The organism is Marinobacter sp. LV10MA510-1 (assembly GCF_002563885.1).
GTDB lineage: Bacteria > Pseudomonadota > Gammaproteobacteria > Pseudomonadales > Oleiphilaceae > Marinobacter.
Genome location: NZ_PDJA01000001.1, coordinates 1,660,769 through 1,679,246 on the forward strand (window position 1 = coordinate 1,660,769; position 18,478 = coordinate 1,679,246).

At 48.6% G+C, this 18,478-nt stretch carries 17 protein-coding genes; all 17 read right to left on the minus strand.

Features of this window, described 5'->3' with window-relative positions; translation table 11 throughout:
* Positions 1–4: 4 nt before the first annotated feature.
* The 17 genes from ATI45_RS07985 to ATI45_RS08060 all read right to left on the minus strand — a co-directional run bounded on the left by ATI45_RS07985 (position 5) and on the right by ATI45_RS08060 (position 18,466).
* Positions 5–961, minus strand: a complete 957-nt coding sequence (locus ATI45_RS07985; RefSeq protein WP_098419017.1) for a hypothetical protein — start codon at positions 959–961, stop codon at positions 5–7.
* A 216-nt stretch (positions 962–1,177) separates the two neighbouring features.
* Entirely contained in the window at positions 1,178–1,342 is a 165-nt protein-coding gene (locus tag ATI45_RS22240) for a hypothetical protein (RefSeq protein ID WP_179888393.1), read from the minus strand.
* A 328-nt stretch (positions 1,343–1,670) separates the two neighbouring features.
* A complete protein-coding gene (locus ATI45_RS07990) occupies positions 1,671–2,555 on the minus strand; it encodes a type II toxin-antitoxin system RelE/ParE family toxin (protein WP_098419018.1) in 885 nt (294 codons plus the stop codon).
* A 6-nt stretch (positions 2,556–2,561) separates the two neighbouring features.
* Positions 2,562–3,632, minus strand: coding sequence for an AAA family ATPase (locus tag ATI45_RS07995; protein WP_098419019.1), 1,071 nt, complete (start codon positions 3,630–3,632; stop codon positions 2,562–2,564).
* Positions 3,625–4,863, minus strand: coding sequence for a DUF262 domain-containing protein (locus ATI45_RS08000; RefSeq protein WP_098419020.1), 1,239 nt, complete (start codon positions 4,861–4,863; stop codon positions 3,625–3,627). Before ATI45_RS08000 ends, ATI45_RS07995 begins: the two co-directional genes overlap by 8 nt.
* Positions 4,864–4,968: 105 nt before the next feature.
* Complete coding sequence (locus tag ATI45_RS08005) at positions 4,969–6,219, minus strand: ImmA/IrrE family metallo-endopeptidase (protein WP_228735953.1); 1,251 nt, start codon at positions 6,217–6,219, stop codon at positions 4,969–4,971.
* A gap of 146 nt (positions 6,220–6,365) precedes the next feature.
* Positions 6,366–6,776: a hypothetical protein gene (locus tag ATI45_RS08010; protein WP_098419022.1), complete on the minus strand. Its 411-nt coding sequence runs from the start codon at positions 6,774–6,776 to the stop codon at positions 6,366–6,368.
* A gap of 85 nt (positions 6,777–6,861) precedes the next feature.
* Positions 6,862–7,050, minus strand: coding sequence for a hypothetical protein (locus ATI45_RS08015; protein ID WP_098419023.1), 189 nt, complete (start codon positions 7,048–7,050; stop codon positions 6,862–6,864).
* 231 nt (positions 7,051–7,281) lie between these two features.
* Complete coding sequence (locus tag ATI45_RS08020; protein WP_323807638.1) at positions 7,282–8,985, minus strand: hypothetical protein; 1,704 nt, start codon at positions 8,983–8,985, stop codon at positions 7,282–7,284.
* 169 nt (positions 8,986–9,154) lie between these two features.
* Positions 9,155–10,921, minus strand: a complete 1,767-nt coding sequence (locus ATI45_RS08025) for an SLC13 family permease (protein WP_098419025.1) — start codon at positions 10,919–10,921, stop codon at positions 9,155–9,157.
* 4 nt (positions 10,922–10,925) lie between these two features.
* Positions 10,926–11,531 carry an adenylyl-sulfate kinase gene (gene cysC, locus ATI45_RS08030; RefSeq protein WP_098419026.1) on the minus strand — a complete coding sequence of 202 codons (606 nt, stop codon included), beginning with the start codon at positions 11,529–11,531 and terminating at the stop codon, positions 10,926–10,928.
* Between the two features lie 32 nt (positions 11,532–11,563).
* On the minus strand, positions 11,564–12,976 hold the full coding sequence (cysN, locus tag ATI45_RS08035) for a sulfate adenylyltransferase subunit CysN (RefSeq protein WP_098419027.1): 1,413 nt from the start codon (positions 12,974–12,976) through the stop codon (positions 11,564–11,566).
* Between the two features lie 9 nt (positions 12,977–12,985).
* Positions 12,986–13,900: a sulfate adenylyltransferase subunit CysD gene (cysD, locus tag ATI45_RS08040; RefSeq protein WP_098419028.1), complete on the minus strand. Its 915-nt coding sequence runs from the start codon at positions 13,898–13,900 to the stop codon at positions 12,986–12,988.
* Positions 13,901–13,909: 9 nt separating this feature from the next.
* Positions 13,910–14,872, minus strand: a complete 963-nt coding sequence (locus tag ATI45_RS08045) for a DHH family phosphoesterase (protein ID WP_098419029.1) — start codon at positions 14,870–14,872, stop codon at positions 13,910–13,912.
* A gap of 79 nt (positions 14,873–14,951) precedes the next feature.
* Positions 14,952–15,671 (minus strand): glycosyltransferase, encoded by a 720-nt coding sequence (locus ATI45_RS08050; protein ID WP_179888394.1) that lies wholly within the window; start codon positions 15,669–15,671, stop codon positions 14,952–14,954.
* Positions 15,672–15,849: 178 nt separating this feature from the next.
* On the minus strand, positions 15,850–16,974 hold the full coding sequence (locus ATI45_RS08055; RefSeq protein WP_098419031.1) for a glycosyltransferase family 2 protein: 1,125 nt from the start codon (positions 16,972–16,974) through the stop codon (positions 15,850–15,852).
* Between the two features lie 25 nt (positions 16,975–16,999).
* The gene (locus ATI45_RS08060) at positions 17,000–18,466 is read right to left on the minus strand and encodes a lipopolysaccharide biosynthesis protein (protein ID WP_098419032.1); all 1,467 of its coding nucleotides are present in this window, start codon (positions 18,464–18,466) and stop codon (positions 17,000–17,002) included.
* Positions 18,467–18,478 lie beyond the last annotated feature (12 nt).

Below are 18,478 nucleotides of genomic sequence, written 5' to 3' on the forward strand. Positions count from 1 at the left end.
CATATCAGAGAAGCTCGAAGCCCCCCCCCGGCATCCCCAAATTCATAAAGAAGCCGTGGAAAGAAAATACAACATCTTCTAGCCGACTGTTCATACTTGCATCACTTAAAAATATATCTAGGTATTTACCTTCTAAAAACACAGACTTTACAACAACACCGATGCGATTAATATCACTCGCATTAGAAAAATACTGAGCTCCAAAATAGGGAATGGCCAGAACAGAAAAAGCAGTTGCTAAAAGCAAAAAAGGATCTTTCCAGCTTACCCACTTCTTTAATGTAACATATAAAAATATAAAAACTAAAAATATACTTAAAAACAAAATGCCCATAGTAGATTTTGCCAGAACCACAACAAAAACTAGTGATGTGAATAGCGAAAGAACAACAATTCGCCTAGAATAACTATAGTGACAACAAATTATCCATAATACAAAAATTGAAAATACCGCAAAAAACGTAGGCTCCGGCGCAAACGAAGTTAATCCTCTATCACTTGTAGTTCTCCTTGGCGAAAGGATCGACATAACCTCTGGATAAAAAATTTCTGCAAGTGCACCCATGGCCCAAAGAAAAAGAGCAAACCATAGCAGATTTATAGGTACGCCAAACCTGGAAATAAAATTATAAAACCCAATGAATATGATATAAAAAGAAAGGTAATTAAATCCCGCGCGACCAAGAAGATTAATATCTAGCGAAGATAAGTCAGCTAACGTTGCTAAAAAAAAACCAAGATACGCGAAAATAAGAGGCAACAACAATAGCTTTGGAAATTTAACAAACCTGTAGCTCATACCTAAAAAAAACAACCAAAACATGAGGGCATATGGTTGACTATCAAGATTAAGAATACCAAAACCAACCCAACTAAATAACGAAAAAAAAATGCTGAGAAAGCCCGCTACATATGCGACTTTAATTCGTGCGAAAGGAATCTTTGAAATTGAATTACTCATTGATCAGAGCTCATTAAAGACCCAGATTTGAAGGTAGATTTAGAAAAGCCTTTGATCATCAAACTATATTTGACTCCCTTTAACTAGGCATGCTTAATTATAGCCCACGTAAATAGCTTCTCGAAGTTTACCGTCTGAAGTGACGAGTTATAGTGCATATCTCATGACACTCCGATCGTAGTTGGGCGGTCTCCAACTCCAAGTGCAACACTCGGTTTAATGAACGCCTGATGGCGCTTCGTGGGTACGGTTGATCAGATCCATAAACACTTCCAGCAGTGGTTTAAAGCCTAACCGCTTTCGAGGCCGTGTGTTGAGCTGGAAGACAAAAACGTCCAGCTCATCCTGGCTGAACACAGAGAGGTCGGTTTCCTTCGGCATGTATTGCCGCAACAAGCCTTTAGTGTTCCTGGGCAAACACATGAAACATTTCATACCGCGAGAATCGCAGCATGATAGTTTTCATCCAGTGCCGCAATCCAAAGATCAGTGCAATTTATTCTCGATATACCAGTGCTGACGGTCCGCTTCCGCGAGCTTTTTTGCGCTCAGCTCGGCCGAACTGATGTAGTAACGAATCATAGGTTCTTCTGACACTTCATCACTTTCGCTACGGAATACTATAACAACACCGACTATTTTTAGCCCTGGCAAAAAACGCATTAGTATTATTGATTTTTTATTTATGCAGGGCCGACTAAGTAGAATGTCAATTTAGCATATTATTATAGATTCGCTCAGCTGCGGTTATATTTTTGGCGTAGCCTTCGTCATCGCTATGCTTGATGAAACCGATTAACAGTATGTAATTTTTTTCAAAATGATGTTTGAAAAGTACTCTGATTGCACCACCAGCAAAAGCAGACATACGAATTTCTCTTACGGCATCACTATTATTAAGGCTATCAAAAAGTGGCCTGCCACCCTGAAAACCTTTGTCAACCGCCAGCTTTATTTTATCAGCTACTATTTTCTGATTAGCTGTTTCCAGCTGCGCAAACCAGTCGATAAATTCGTTAGAAGCAACGTGGCCTGAAAGAAATGTATTCAGATCGATGGTGTGAAGCTGCTGCCAATGAAGCTTGCCATGCTTCTGGCTGGCTACGTTTTTAAGTAAGAGAAAATCATCAACAAACCGGCCGCTATCACCGGTTTTGCTAATTCTAAGCGCTTCCTTCTGCCATTTTGGGTCTGTAGCAAGGCTCAACAAAAAACCCGAAGTCACCCAAGCGAGGCTATATACATCGGAATAATGATCCAATGCATGGCCTGCGAGATAAAAATTATAAGCCGCCATTTCGTCGATCTGATCATCCGTGAGAGCGTCCAGCGCAGGGCTTTTATCTTCAACTTCGTACAAAAACAGCTGAAGATCGGGATCGCAGCCTTGTAGAAAGTTTTCGTAGGTAAAGCCTTCTGCAATATCCAGAGAATGTAACGACTCACCATTTGAGTCGTAGTAAAACAGACACCGATCTTTGCCCCCACCCAGTAAAGCCAGCACACCCTGTACTGCATCATCAAACAACTCGTTGCCGGTACAGGAGTCTACTGCTGGGAAGCTATTCTGGTTGATGCAAAAAATCAAATCCATTGATTACTACCTCTTGGCAAGCATTGCTCGGTTTTTCAACGTTTGATCAAAGAACCCTTCTGGCCAGAAATCGAGCTTGCCGTTTTCACTAAGAACAGGCGAATGCACCTTTGTAGGCATATCATTATTTTTTGAGAAGTAATAAAACTTAACTTGATCGCTGGTTATTTCATTACTTTTTACGGCGATGCGTATGGCATCCATAACATGCTCGCTATGGGTTTCCACAACAACCTGCGTCCCATGGGCTGCGCAAAGTGCCAGAAGGCGCCCCATAGCCGTTTGCCCTCTAGGATGCAGGTGCGCTTCGGGGTTTTCAAGCGCAAGCAGTACACCATTAGTCTGCTTACGTGCTTCCCACGCTTCCACCCACTGACTATTGCCCTCATCACTGACAGGCTTGGCAGCTGAACCCAAGGCCGCAGCAATAATGGGCAAGGTATAGCTTAAGCCAAAACCCACATTGGTTGGACGAAAAGAGTCCACCTCTGCATGGGTAATATCGGCTTTTTTTACACGATTAAACGTGAACTTTACGCCGGGCGATATTTCAGATAGCCAACCCTGCAGCACATGCTCAAACGTCATACTTTGAGCATTATCGTGGCGCAATAGGTCTGGAACAATGTAGTTTTGTTCGATAAGCCGAGTAACAAAATCAAAAGCAAACTCACCCCGATCACCCACATGCGGGCTGGTTAACAAATTGCCTGACATAGGCAAGTTGGGCTGCGGCCCCAGACGATCAGCTCCCACATAGAAAAATTCAGGACCTTTTTTTGGCTGATCAAGATGATTATCGTTCAGCACTAAATTGCTAGTTTGGCCACCCTTCCAACGCAGACCAACGGTTACAGCATCTTTAGGGCTTGAAAACCGAGAACGTAGTTCATCCAGACCGCCATAGCCTGTCAGCAAAGGTGATTGACCAGCCAGCGCTGCATTGTGCATTCTTAATGCCTGTATGACAGAACTCTTACCGCTGCTGTTCAGGCCTGCCAACAAGGTTAACGGTGCTAAATCCAGCGTTTCGTTGGGGAAGGATTTAAAGTTGTTGATCGAAAGGCTATTAATCATTTATATGACCCAAAAAGTTCTGAATAAGTCGTGAAACGCTTTGGAAACTGTCTATAACCCCCTTTTGTGAAGAGGAGTGTCGGCTGATGGAATTTACAAATTCCGGCTTGCTAAGCAGATGTTCATAATCTGAGAAAAATCTTTCTTTTTCTACTAGCAACAGATTAAATTCAGGCTCTGGCATTTCTGCAAGGAGGTTGCCCCAAACTTCGAACAAAGATTTGTTCACGGGTGATTTTCTTTCATCACCAGGCAAAGATTTTCTGAACGCGTGACCTTTAAACAACTGGGCGGCACGCTGCATGGCCAAGCTAAATCTTGTTTTAACTTCCCCAATATTCTGAAGTTTCAAATCAGGTTGTATTGTATCTTTAAAAACAATCTTGACTTGTTCGGCAGTTGGGCTTGGGAATACGTTAATAAGGCGCATAGCATTACTGAGCCACTCATCCATTCCGGACTTATATGCAGCCCTATCCATAATCATGAATGATAATAACCGGAGAATAAGTTCACTGGCCCCCATGCGGCTGTCGTCAATACGTCGACCCACTGCATTGATAAAATCATCTAAGGCAACCATTTCTTGCAGCAAGTCTGATGACTGCCCTTCATACAGTGCATGGCGAATTTCTTGCGATGTTAAAGGCATTCCCCCGGTATTAATACGTTTGAAAATGTTGCGTTTAACCGCTTCTGGCGTACCTGGATTGATAATCGTAAATCGCATTTCTGTTTCTAACAGTGTATTTACGATCTTCTGATCCTCGGGGTTACTCTCAATAGCTCTGAATGTCTTGCCATCAAAGCGTTTACTTAAAAACTCAAGATCTTTGAGCTTCAGTAACACACCATCTTTGTCACCGTACAAAAAATTACGGATGGCCGCCAAACGTTGCAATCCATCCACAACTTCCCATTTGCCCAAGTCATCCTCAGCCACATAAAACATCGGCAGAGGAATATTGAGCATAATCGATTCAATCAGCCGGCTCTTCTTACTGTCGTTCCAGACCTCTTTGCGCTGAAACGACGGCGACAGAATTAAGGTCCCTTGCTTCAATCGGCGCAAGATTGTGTCCATTGGCACTGCTTTTTGTTCGATCGTGATCTTACTGGGGTCAAATGGCTCAATAACGCCTTCATCCTCATCAAGCTCTATACCTATTTGCACTCCCGTTTCGGAAAGCTCTTGCCTGGGTTGATTTGTGTCGTCTTCTTCATAGCCCATATATCACCCAAGAATAAAGTTGTCGGATCTAATTAGCGCATCCAACGTCTTTGAATCACAAAAAAAGCTGTGTTTGCTCAGAACAGGAGCGAGGCGAGTACAGCCTCAGCCTTTGCGCCCAACCAGGCTTTGCAACCAGCGCTGTTCGCTGTCCGTTAACGCTGTATAGGTTTCAGAATTGATAATCTGCCAGCAGACCAGCTCATTACTTACAGCATACTTATCAGACAGATTGACCACGGCATCTTTTAGAGCACTGGCTTGCTGCACTGCGGTAGCGGCAATGCATCTGGGCAACAAAAATTCAGCCGCAAATGCCCGGGCACGTTTTTCTAGACGTTCAGGGGTATTGCCGTTTAGTACTTCGGCAACGGGTAATGCGCCTTTGCGGTCTAAAAGAAGATGACATATTTCGTGGGCTAGCGTTGTGTTTTCACCATGCAGGTTCGCGGGCGTGCTTTCGTGCGATTTGTTGACAAGTATCGCTGGGCCATGTCTAGGCCCCCAGCACGCTAACGCATCCAACTTACAGTCAGGCATTTCAAAATCCTGAATTCGAACACCCCATGCCCTTAACAACACCGCCGGTTGAACAACCCCTGCTTCCTTCAGGCAAAGCTTTCGACGTAGCCAAGTTGCGGCCCAATAGCCTTGATCATAGGGTTTGCCCACTTCTTTAAAGTCAATGGCCAAGGCATCTGTCAATGTATCCAGCTCATCCGTAGAGGTGTTATCCAAACCGCGAATCATGTCGAAGATTTGCACCTGCCCTTCTGCAAGGAGCACACCGCTAGTCATCCTTGCTGCGGCCATCAATTCGCTATCCGCCAGGGGCGCTGCTGGGTCTTGCTCCCAAAATGTAGAGTCATTTTCAGGGTTCATCAGGGCTAGCGCTTCAGTAGATAGCCCAGTTAACAGGGGCAGCGCCCTGCTTTCCAGCTGTTGTTCGCGAGCCAACCATTGTTGCGCTGCCAGCTGGCCACGCCCCTCACCGGCGCCGTGAGCCAGGCTTGCAAGTTTGTTACCGATTGCTTCCAAATCCGTAACGACCTGCTCCAGCGGAAGGCGCACTGTCTTTCCATTCTCAACATTGGAAACCTCTACCAAGGCCCCCTGACGCATGACAAAAATGGCGGGGAAATAAAGCCCCTTAAAGGCACTTACCAGATCATGACGATCGAGAAAGCGATAGGCTTCTTCCTCTTCATCTTCAACCCTCTCTTCAGCCATGTTCTCCCAGCGTTTTTCCAAATCTCTCATTAACGTAGAAATCTCAGTGGCCGCAACCAGAAAGGGGAAGCTCTGCTCGCACAGAAGGTAGGCCCAGTTTTTGGCAAGCCATTCCAACAAGTCCACCCATGTCCACTCAACAGCTCCATCGTGTTCACCGGCCAGAGCGTCTGAACCATTAATACGCAGACGCCCCTTGCCCCAAATCAGGCCGGGCTCATCAGCTCGCTTGGTGTCCAGCTGTAATTCCAGAAAAACGCCATCTCTGGAACCTAAGTATAGTTGTTTAGCCATTGCTCAAACTCGTTACCGTGGCCGGCTTGTTCCGCTTGCCTTCTCAGCCATTTAATAATTTTACCCGGCAGGGGCCTGCGGCCTTTCAGATCACCTCGCCAAGGATATCCGTGCCAGGAGATGCCGGGCATCGTAGGTGCCGCTTCGTAAATCACACCTTTGTACACTGTGTAGATCTTTGCCGGTATTTGATCGCCCGGATCATCGTAGTATGGCACACCTTGGTTGAGGATTTTAGTCGCCAGATCCTCTGTCATACTTTTGGGGCACTTCCCGACCGGGCCTTTATCTCCAGGCTCGAAACCGGCGTAGTCATTTTTCCAGCGATGCTTATGGCGACCTTCTCCACGTTCGTATTTCCAGGTTGGTTCGGTAGGAGTCTTTTTCATGGAGCCTTCGCTTAACTAACTTTCGCGTTTAAAGAGGTTTCGAGTCTGACGGGGGCAGGGCTGCAGGGAAAACGCATGAAACATTTCACACCGCGAGAATCGCAGCAAGGTAGTGTTCATCCAGTGCCGCTTTCTTCTGTTTGCGCCGGATGCCGCCTTTAAAATTCGTTTCACCTTTTAGATAATTCAACGCGATATGACGCACTCTCGCGAGGTTCTCAGCGGCGTAACCACGATGGATTTTACAGGCGTCTTCATGCAGTGCTACGTCCAAAGACCAATGCAATTTATTCTCGATATACCAGTGCTGACGGGCCGCTAACAGCTAAGCTCTTGAAATTCTTCTGTAAACTCTTTTACAATGTGGTACCGCGTTTCTTGGCGGCCGCGATCTTTTTCTGACATCCCATGGCATCAATGGTGACCAGATCCCATCGCTAAGCTGAGACACTTTGAAAATCTAGTGAAAAGCGGGGACAGATTTCAAATCTGTCCCCTGAAACCTTCAACAGCCCCCCAAAAACATCTCATCCACTTCTGCCCTCACCCTCAAAAGCTGCCTTTCAATATCACCTTGTTCATCGGGCGTTTCCGGGTATTGGTAGTAGCTTGCAAGCGGTTCGTCAAATGCCTCGTCGCCACAGTCATCTTCAAAGACCTTACCGTAAATATCGTGGATACAAGGCCTTACATCCAGTTCCAACGCATCTTCTATGCGGTAAAGGTCAGCTAATATGTTTTCCAGATGATCGGGGTCCTCTGTTCTGTCTATTTCGCTTTCACAAGCATCCAGAATATTATCTTCTAACAAGGCCCATTGCGGTTTCAGTGCTTTCTCGGCGTCGCTGTTCGATTGGTAAAATGTGGCAAGTGCGGCGGCGTCTTCGCTGTTGTTCAGGTTGTGCATGGCCAGTTGCCAAAGCTTTAGCTGATGGTTGCGGACCAGGTAGCGCGTTATATCCAATAGTTCGGCCATGGTGCCTTGTTTGTAAAGCTCAGGCCAATCATGTGTGGCTGGTAACTGACCCTTGAGCTTTTCTGCCAGCACACGTGCTTGCTGAGCGTCGTTCATCACTAACCGCCACAGTTTCGTCAGCTTGCCACCGAAGGTGTCCGGGCGATTGCGCCACTCTAAAGAATTGACCTGCCGAGTTTGCAATAGATGGCTGCCCGGTTCCGTCAGCAATTCGAGTAATTTGTCGATCAATGCATCCCGTTGTTTTGGCTTGAGCGCAACGGGGCTGCTGGAGCCTTCTGCTATTTTGAAATTCTTCAGGCCCCAATCAAAGTGTTCCAGGCTGTGAATTAACGCGTCTATTAGCGGGTTATTGTTGTTAATACCGCCCTGTAGAAAATCCACGAGGCTTGGGTTAGCCGGGCTCACCCAAATGTCGTTCAGGTGCTGAGCCGTGGTTATAAACGTGGGCTCAAGCTCTATCAGCGCTTGGTCAAACCCATTAAGGGGTGCCATTCGCCCCTGTATTTGCGGGTATAGGGTGTTGAATGCCCGTTTTAACTCAGTGCCGTTGGCGTAATTGCCGGCAAGAACACAAAGGTACAATAGCGTTTGCGCTTCCGGGCTTTGGCGTTTGAAGACGTGCTGCCAGAGTTGTGTTTGGCCCTCAATGCCCTGCTCTATGGTGGATTTTAACTGTGCTGCTGGCACTGAGGTCAGTTTTTCACAAAACATCTTAATAAGCCGGGGCGAAAAGTCGGTTGCCTTGACCAGCGGCCAATAGAGCTCTTCTTTAACCAGCGTTGTTGTTTGCGCCTCTGTAAAGCCCGCCGCATAAACCAGGCGGTACACCAACTCTGCGCGCAGTTTTGCACTGGCGTGTTCCAACTGAACAGCTTGCCGGCACAGCTGGGCGATGGCGGAATTGCCGCCTTCAAGCTGGGTAAGCGCCTGTTCTAATATGTAATTGCGTGTGGTGAACAGACACTTTAATTGGCCGTTTGCCTGTTTGGCTCTAAACAACAGTGCCTGCCAATCACGCTCGAACGCCAGAATACCGACATTGTGAAGGAAGGTGGCGCCTAAAAAGTCATCCAGCACCAGAATTTGGTTGGCCTGCGGGCGGAACAGTTGCAGTGCCTGGTCAAAATTACGGTCATTTACCCAAATAAGCTCGGCGCTGGGTGTTTCAATCTGCAGCTGCAAGGCAATTTGCCCGGCGGTAGTGCTTTTGCCCATGCCTGGGTTGCCCAAACATCCCCTTCTGCGGTTACGTGCTTGCAGTCAATACCGCCATCTGGCCCTTCACCGTAACGTTCGAACGCAACCGAATGCGCCGCCGAGAGTATGTCGGCGGCGAGTGTTTCGAAGCCTGAGGGTGAAAGGGATGAATAGTTATGGGGCATTGATGGACCATTTCAAATTAAAACTCCCAAAACAAAGGCACCAAAGACAAAACCACCCCACCAGCCAGCAGGCTAAGCGGAAATCCAATCCGAACATAATCCCCAAAACGATACCTTCCCGGGCCGTACACCATAAGATTGGTTTGATAACCGAGTGGCGTAATAAAAGAGGCAGAGGCCGCAAACATTACCGCGACAGCATAAGGCAGAAAGTTAACACCAAGCTGCTGTGAAACCGCCAAAGCTATGGGAAACATCAAGACTGCTGCAGCGTTGTTGGTGATCATCTCAGTAAAAATGGCTGTCAGAACATAAATCAGCACCAGAGCAACCCAGGGGGTTAGCTCACCGAACCCGAGAAGACCACCCGCAACCCATGCGGCAGCCCCAGTGACTGTCATTGCATTGCCCAGCGCAAACGACGCCGCAATAACCACTAACACTGGCAGATCCACACTGCGCCGAGCACGGCTGGCGGTGATGCAACCTGAAAAAATCATCGCACCAGCGGCCAAAAATGCAGCCTCCATAATCTGTAATAAACCAGATGCACTGACCAACACCATCAATGCGAGTATTCCCAGCGCTCTGGGTGCTTTGCGAAAATCCGGCGGCGTTGAGTCGTTGAGCGCACTAACCAGCAAGAAATCCCTACGGAACCGGTAATGCTCCACAAACTGATGACTCGCCTCGAGTAAAAGCGTATCGCCCATTCGAAAGGTGATATCACCCAGCTTGCCGGGTACCCGCTTACCGTCACGGGACAAGGACAGAATCACAGCACTAAAACGGGTACGAAACTGACTGTCGCGAATTGTTTTGGCCAAACCCGGGAACTCAGGCCCCAACACAACTTCTACGAGGCATCGCTGATGGTTAGCCACATCCAGCTTTTGAACATCACCATTAGCCGGTTTCAGGCCTTGAATTCGACGCAATTCACTGGCGCATTCAGGAGCGCCCACAAAATAAAGACGATCTCCCGACTGCAGCACCCGATCTGGCTCTACAGCGGTTATGAGGCGCCCACCACGATCAATTTCAGTAAGATAGCCGTAGCTAAGGGCACGCAAACCGGCTTCTGATATGGTCTTGTCAACCAGTGGCCCGGGACCTACCACTTCAACCTCAACGCCGTACTCCCGTACAAGGTCAAGCTCCTCTGTGACACCGCCCCTATCTGGAAGAATCCTGGAAGCAAACAGAACTAAAAACGCGCCCCCCACAAGAAGCAGTGGAACCCCAACCCAGGCCAACTCAAACAACCCCAGATGAATACCAAGGCTGCTCTGCAACATGCCATCGACTACCAAGTTGGTACTGGTACCAATCAATGTGCACGTACCACCAAGAATGGCAGCATAGCTCAGAGGTAGCAGTAGCTTGGAAGCGGGTATGCCTAAGCGCTTAGCCCAGTCCTGGATCGCGGGAATGAACATCGCCACCACTGCGGTGTTATTCATAAAACCACTGAGAATACCGGTGGGAGCGATCATCCTAAGCTGCGCCCCTTTTTCCGTTTTGGGGTGGCCCAGCAACAGGCGCGCAATCCACTGCACCGCGCCCGTTTCTTTAAGTCCGGCTGCCACCACATATAAAGTGGCAATCGTAATCACCCCGGGATTTCCGAAGCCTGCCAACGCCTCCGCCGGCCCCAGGATTCCTGTAATCAACAGAAACGCCAAAGCCGCCATCAGAACCAAATCAGCGGAAACACGAGTAAGCGAGAGCGCCGACAACACCGAAAACAGTGTTATCAGGGTAACGATGCCTTGCCACTCCATGGAGTTAATCCTTGCGGGCTATCATTTCCCGCTCAAGCAGGTAGGCAACAAGAGCATCCACGCAGTCGTCCACTGACATGCGGGAGGTGTCCAGTCGCAGCTCCGGATGGGCAGGCACTTCGTACGGGGAATCGATACCGGTGAATTGCTTGATTTCACCGGAACGTGCTTTCTGATACAAGCCTTTTGGATCCCGGGATTCGCAGGTTTCGAGAGATGCATCCATAAACACTTCAATAAATTCACCTGCTGGAAACAACTTCCGCACCAAACGCCGATCACTGTTGAAGGGTGAGATAAACGCACTCAATACAATCAACCCTGCATCAGCAAACAGCTTACTCACCTCACCAATGCGGCGGATGTTTTCCACCCTATCCTCATCGGAGAAGCCTAGGTCGCTGCACAAACCATGGCGAACGTTATCGCCATCCAACAAGAACGTGTGGTATCCACGGCTGTGCAATGCCACATCCAGCGCATTGGCGATGGTGGATTTTCCGGAACCACTTAGGCCCGTAAACCAGAGCAGGCAAGGCTTCTGGTTCTTGTTCTCAGCGCGCTGAGAGCGGACAACTTTGTGATCGTGCCAAACAATATCGTCTGCCAAAACAGAACTCCTTTGGAATCTGACTTCGGGAACTAAACAGATTTACAGGCCCACTCGGGGTAATTTTCGCGGATAAACCGGTTGAGGTTACGCTCGGCCTCAGTGTACTCCCGCGTTTGCAAATCACCCGAGCCATCCAACGCACGCTCCACCATACCCGCTGCCACGGTTACGTTGGTAAGACGGTCAATCAGGATGAAAGCACCGGTACCCGGATGGCTCTGGTAGTTTTCCATCACAACAGGTTCCGTCAACTGAAGGTCACACAAGCCAATGGCGTTCAGCTCTAGCCCGCCGGCGATGTGCTTATGGCGCTCAAGGGTGTTTACGTCGACCTCTTCGAGCACCTCATTAACAAAGCAACTGGTCACTTTGGTGCCCATTTTAATGCCGTATTCACGCCCGGGCACCAGCGCTTTCTCATTCATCCACACTAAGTGGGCGGCGAAGCGTTCGCCCATGGCGGGTTGCTGGCTGGCGTGCACCAGCAGATCCCCTCGGGAGATATCGACTTCATCTTCCAAGGTGATGGTTATTGCGTCGCCCGGCCATGCAAGTTCAATTTCGCCGTCATAAGTATGAATGCCTTTTACCCGGGAGCTTCTGCCTGAGGGCAATACGGCTAAGGTGTCGCCCTTGTGTACCACACCGCTGGCCACGGTGCCGCAGTAGCCACGGAAATCGAGGTTAGGGCGGTTCACATATTGCACCGGGAAACGGAGGTCCGTGACGTTCTGGTCTTCCCGCAGTTCTACCTGCTCCAGAATGTTCATCAGAGTCTCGCCGTGGTACCAGGGCATGCTTGCGCTCCGGTTAACCACGTTATCGCCGTTCAGGGCAGAGATGGGCACGTAGTACACATCCTTCAGGCCCAGTTGTGCTGCGAGCGTCTCGTATTCGGCTCGAATTTTATTGAATACTTCTTCGGAGTAACCCACCAAATCCATCTTGTTGATGGCGACAACGATGTGTTTCAGGCCCAGCAAACTGACAATAAAGCTGTGCCTGCGGGATTGGGTAAGTACTCCCTTGCGGGCATCAATCATCACCACGGCGAGATCACACGTAGAAGCGCCGGTGGCCATGTTGCGGGTGTACTGCTCGTGCCCTGGGCAATCGGCAATGATGAACTTGCGCTTGTCGGTCGAAAAGTAGCGATAAGCCACGTCGATGGTAATTCCTTGTTCGCGCTCTGACGCAAGGCCATCGACCAGCAACGCCAAGTCCAGTGCTTCACCGGCGTTACCTTGGCGTTCATTGTCTTTATGAAGTGACGCAAGGTGATCTTCAAAAATCAGCTTGGAATCGAACAACAAGCGACCAATTAACGTCGATTTGCCATCATCCACACTGCCGCAGGTTAAAAAACGCAGCAGGTCTTTGTTCTCGTGCTGGTCCAGGTACGCGAGGATATCGGATTCAATTAATTCAGATGCGTGTGACATAACAATTCCTTAAAAGTATCCTTCGCGTTTCTTCTGTTCCATGGAGGCTGAAGAGTCGTGGTCAATAACCCGCCCCTGGCGCTCCGATGTTTTGGTCAGAAGCATCTCCTGAATAATTTCCGGCAGGGTGGTTGCATCAGATTCTACGGCGCCGGTCAGTGGGTAGCAGCCCAGGGTCCGGAAGCGGACCCTCTTCATTTGTGGGGTTTCACCAGGCTCCATCGGCATTCTTTCATCATCGACCATAATCAGCGTGCCATCCCGCTCGACCACTGGGCGCTCAGCGGCCAGATACAGGGGCACAATATCGATACCTTCCAGATAGATATATTGCCAGATATCCAGCTCAGTCCAGTTAGACAAGGGAAATACCCGAATGCTCTCGCCTTTGTTGACCTTGCCGTTATACAGGTTCCAAAGTTCGGGGCGCTGGTTTTTCGGATCCCACCGATGGAACTTGTCCCGGAACGAGTAGACGCGTTCCTTGGCACGTGATTTTTCTTCATCACGGCGAGCACCGCCGAAAGCGGCATCAAAGCCGTATTTTTCCAACGCCTGTTTGAGCGCTTGAGTTTTCATCACATCGGTGTGCTTGGCGCTGCCATGGGTAAATGGCCCGACACCCTGCGCTACGCCTTCCTGGTTGGTGTGCACAATCAGCTTCAAGCCCACCTTTTCCGCCATCTTATCCCGAAAGGTAATCATCTCCCGGAACTTCCAGGTGGTATCCACATGCATCAGCGGGAACGGAGGTTTGCCCGGCGCAAAGGCTTTCATCGCCAAGTGCAGCATAACGGCGGAATCCTTGCCCACCGAATACAGCATCACCGGGTTATCAAACTCGGCGGCCACTTCGCGGATGATGTGGATGGATTCCGCCTCAAGCTGTTTGAGGTGGGTTTTCTTGGGAGGGGTTAAAGTCATGGTAATCCGTTAGCTCCAGAATTCAGCAATTGCATTCAGAAATTCGTTCAGCCGGCTTGTTGGCAGGGCATTGATGCCCGCAGCAGCTTTACGGCCACCCCCGCTAGGAAATTGGCGAGCCAGCTTATCGGCGCCGGTACGGTTGTTCAAAGGCGCGCGAATGCTCACCAGATAACTACCATCGGCGTTCTCGGTCACAATGCCGCAGGCCTTATCTGGGTTGCGATTGGCCAGCTCATTGCCCAACACGCCGCTCACTCGCCTGGCCCAAAGCTCATCGGGGAGCTTTACAACAATGGAGGAGGCGTTTTCTGCCATCACCGGAGCCGCCAAACCGCCGGCCATATCGGCCTTATAGCCATCCTGCAGTTTCTGCCAGGCCGGCTGCTCGGAAGCTATCAGTTCAAGAGGATCCGCAAACTTCACAAACTCACGGTAGAGATCCGCCGGGTGAAAGTGCAAATCCGCTACTGTGGCGCCGTAACCGTTATAATTGATGCACACACCAAGGGTTTTCAGATCTGTAGCCTGCTTCGCTGTTAACCCGGCTTCCAGCGCAAGCCCTTCAGCTACGGCATTCAGATTATCGCCAAACGCGGCCACAATTGCCCAATTGTGAAAGCGTCCTCTCAAATGCTGGTCGACCAATAGACTGGTGCAGGTAGTAGGCTGGGTATCAATCAAGGCTGTGAAGTTGTGGTGATCCGGCAAGTTCTCACCGGGGAAATGGTGATCCACATAGAACACCTGGCAACCGGTGGCCAGCAAGTTATCGACGGCCTCTCGGTTCTTGTCCAGACTGACATCAAGAATATTGACTTGTGTCGCTTCGACAGCCGGCACCCTTTGAGCCAGAGCTACATCCCGCTTTGCACCCGTAATCAGAACTGTTTCGGCGGGATCGGCTAAGCGCAATTGGATTAAGGCGCAGATACCATCGGCATCACCATTAAACACATCAAATTTTTCCATAATGTATTAATTTTAATAGTTTTAATTAGAAATGGAGAGCTTTAGGGATTAATTTTCACGATTTCATATAGCTCATGTATCAACTCGAAAAATAACGCTCAATCTTCCTGAATGCAATATCATTCCCACACACCGGATAACCGAAAAACCCAACAACCTGATCCCAGACCCGAACACGAATTTTATGAATAAAAGTCGAGACTTTTGGAAAGTTGTGATTAGTGAGCCCATCATTGTGCTGAACAAAGTGAAGCTCAGATAGCAGCCGCGGAATAACCCGGACAGGCGTACCGTTCCGGCTGAGTAATTTCGAATACCACAGGTCATCAGCTGTTGGTGCAATGGTCAGGAAGCTTTCGTCGAAAATATCATCTTCTCTAAACATTGACCGGGCTAGGACAACTCCCCCACCGAAGGTTACAACATAATCTTCTCGAATTACTGAGGCTTCCTCGTATAACGTCCAGTAGATATAGGATGTCAACTTCCCGATGAAATTTGTTCTTATACGACGGACTCTGGAGGCCGAGGGAACTCCCTCGGCTGGATCGTAGGCCTCAATCAGTCCTTGCAACCAGTCTCTTCCGTAGAAAATATCGTCATCTGCGGTAACAATCAGGTCATCGGGCCCGGCCTCTCGGAGAGCAGGGATTAGCTTTCGATAAGGACCGGTGTTATCTACCCAACGGATACACACCACGTTCGTGCTCGACTCTGGCAAAGATTTGAACAGTACGTCAATCGACTCCTGATCAGAGATTCCTTGGTCCCGTAAGTAGGCATCACGCGATACCCACAAGTTGATTCGGTCCGGGAGCAGTGACTGGAGCAGTATCGAGGTCAATGCAATCCGACACAGGTTTAGTCGCTGTCTGGTAGTTGTTAAATTAACGGATATCATAGAAAGCTTTTATTGAGTTTTTCGTGGGAGAGTGAGCCCGCATTCTAAGTTCATACTCCGGTTGAGTAGGCCAGCGCTATTTTTCGAAGCGAACAATTCGATAGCGATAAGCCAAATTTTTTATTAACAAAATCACTCTGCGCATTTTCACGAAGATAACGAAAGTAATTTTGTTAGTACCGGCTAGCTCTCTAGAGTAAGGAAGTGTTTCGCCAATATTCTTCGAAATCTCTTGAACCATCTGAAACATTTCAAATGAATTCCTAGTGATCGCCATATTCTGATAATCAAGAAAAACATTCGAACGCCTATGCTGAATAGCAAATCTTGGTATCTCGGGATACTCTTTTAGCTTATATGTATACGACAGCACTGCTTGCATACGAGCTACAAGCTTCTCATCAGTGGTTCGACTTGTTCGTTCAGTAAATGAGCCTGGAGTATTTCGCCGATAAACACTATATAAATCCGGCAAATAAACTAAGCCATTACGACCCATTATAGCCTCAATAAAATAGTCCCCAAATGGAAGATCTCGCGCCTCAAAAAACCACCTAGGCATCGATTGAAATTCTTTTGTTCTGAAAAAATAAGAGGCAGTGGGCGAATACTGATTTGCTGACGCGACCGCTTCTGCAACATCTAGCACCGCTTCAGCATTCCCTTTATCGAACATAGATATAGTTCGATTGCTAGTGACATTTATCTGATACGCTGGGTGAATGCTGAGCCCAGAGGCAGGGTTACGTTCCATCGCAGCCACCTGCCTGGTAAGTTTTTGCGCACTGACCCAATAATCGTCTCCTTCACACAACGCACAATATTTTCCTCTGCAAACGTCCTTTAGGAATCTTAACGGCCTGTAGCCTTGGGAATACCTGTTCTCTTTCTGAAGAACTGCCTTGACGATCCGCGGGTATTCAGCCTGATAACGCTCTATGATCTCACGTGTGCCATCTGTAGATGCATCATCATGAACCCATATTTCAAATGGGAAGTCGGTGTCCTGAGCCAGGAAGCTGTTTAGCGCATCCTCTATATAGGGCTCGTGGTCGTATGCAATACACAGGATAGTTACTAGCGGATTATTAGGATCACTTTTCCATTGACTAAGTATCTCATCTTCCAGCCTAGGCTTCGGCGGTTTCGGAATACTTTCTGATGACTTATGAAAAGAAATCTGAGTTTTTTTATTCGACATGAATTAACAACCAACCCAAAAGTACTTATTCATAAACTTTCCCTTTAGATTTTTTGCTTTTCATGGCTTTCGCCTTAGTGAATAGCATAGAAGCACCCTCGGCCCTAACTACAAAGCTCATGGCCAGATAACTCCCTGCCCCTACCAATGCGCCGCCAGTAAACCAAAGAAATAAGTTCCCCTCACTCTGCTGCACCATAAACCAGGAACCAAACCCAGCAATAAGCGCAGCAAATAGTGGTTTCACAACATCTTTAATCTGATCCCGGAGCGAATACCCAACCAGTCGTGCAGAAAAATATGTATTGGGAATCAACGCCAAAAACGCCCCAATCACCTGACTGACAACAATCCCAAAAACACCATAAGGTATCGCCAAAAAGAGCAACGTTAGGTTGACAGCCTTTTTCATTAAACCAACTTTTAATATCAGATCTGGACGGCCTTTCACAGTAAGCAAGTTCATATTTAACGCATGCAATGGGTACAAAGCACCAACGACACACAGCAACTGCAGGTAGGGCACTGCCGCCGCCCACCTTTCATCAAACAATAGCGCAAACAACGCTGGTGAAAGTCCCGCCAACAACGCCATAATCGGAGCAATCACAAACATCATCAACTGCATTATCTGCCGATATTTGTGCCTGAGAGCCTCGTTGTCGTCCTGAAGTGTGGACAATGCAGGGAACGTTGCCTGCTGTACCGCACCCGTTAGCTGCTGGGAAACCAAGTTGCTGAATTTTTTGGCGAGGAAGTACAACCCTGTAACTTCAGCACTGAAAAATCGACCGATCACTAAGATATAGGAGTTTCGGTAAAGAACCGAAAGCATTCCCTCTGCCAACAAATTTCTGCCAAAGCGGAACAGTCTAGAAAACGACTCTCCACTAAACTGAATGGCCGGACGCCATTGGCTGACGAACCACAGCACAAGCGCGGATATAAGCGAGGCACTCAGCATCTGTACAACCAGGCTCCACACACCCCAGTCACGCCAAGCTGCCGTAACGGCCAAAATGCCAGACACTGCAACGCTCAAAGTGTTGGCCTTCATCTGTGACTTGAAGTCCATCTCACGGCTAAGAACGGCCATTTGCACTACTTTGGCAGCATTAATAAACACCACCAAACCCATCACTTGTATCAGGGTGGTCAGTTCTGGCTGGCTATAGAATCCAGCAACGTAGGGTGAACCGAAAAACAGCACCGCATAGGCTAGCCCGCTGAGCAGCAGGTTGGTGTAGAACACGGTGTTGAGGTCTGCATCGGAAACCGTTTTGCTTTGAATCAACGCTGCGCCAAGCCCTGAGTTGATAAAAGCACTCGCCAGCTCAAACACCACTGTTGCCATTGCTATAAGGCCAAAGGCTTCCGGTGCCAGCAAGCGGGCAAGGAACAGCATAAACAGCGTACTGGCACCCCGAGTCATGAACAGGCCTGCCAGATTCCACAACACCCCAACACCGATCTTCCGGTTCATCGCCTTCATTCAACAAGGCCC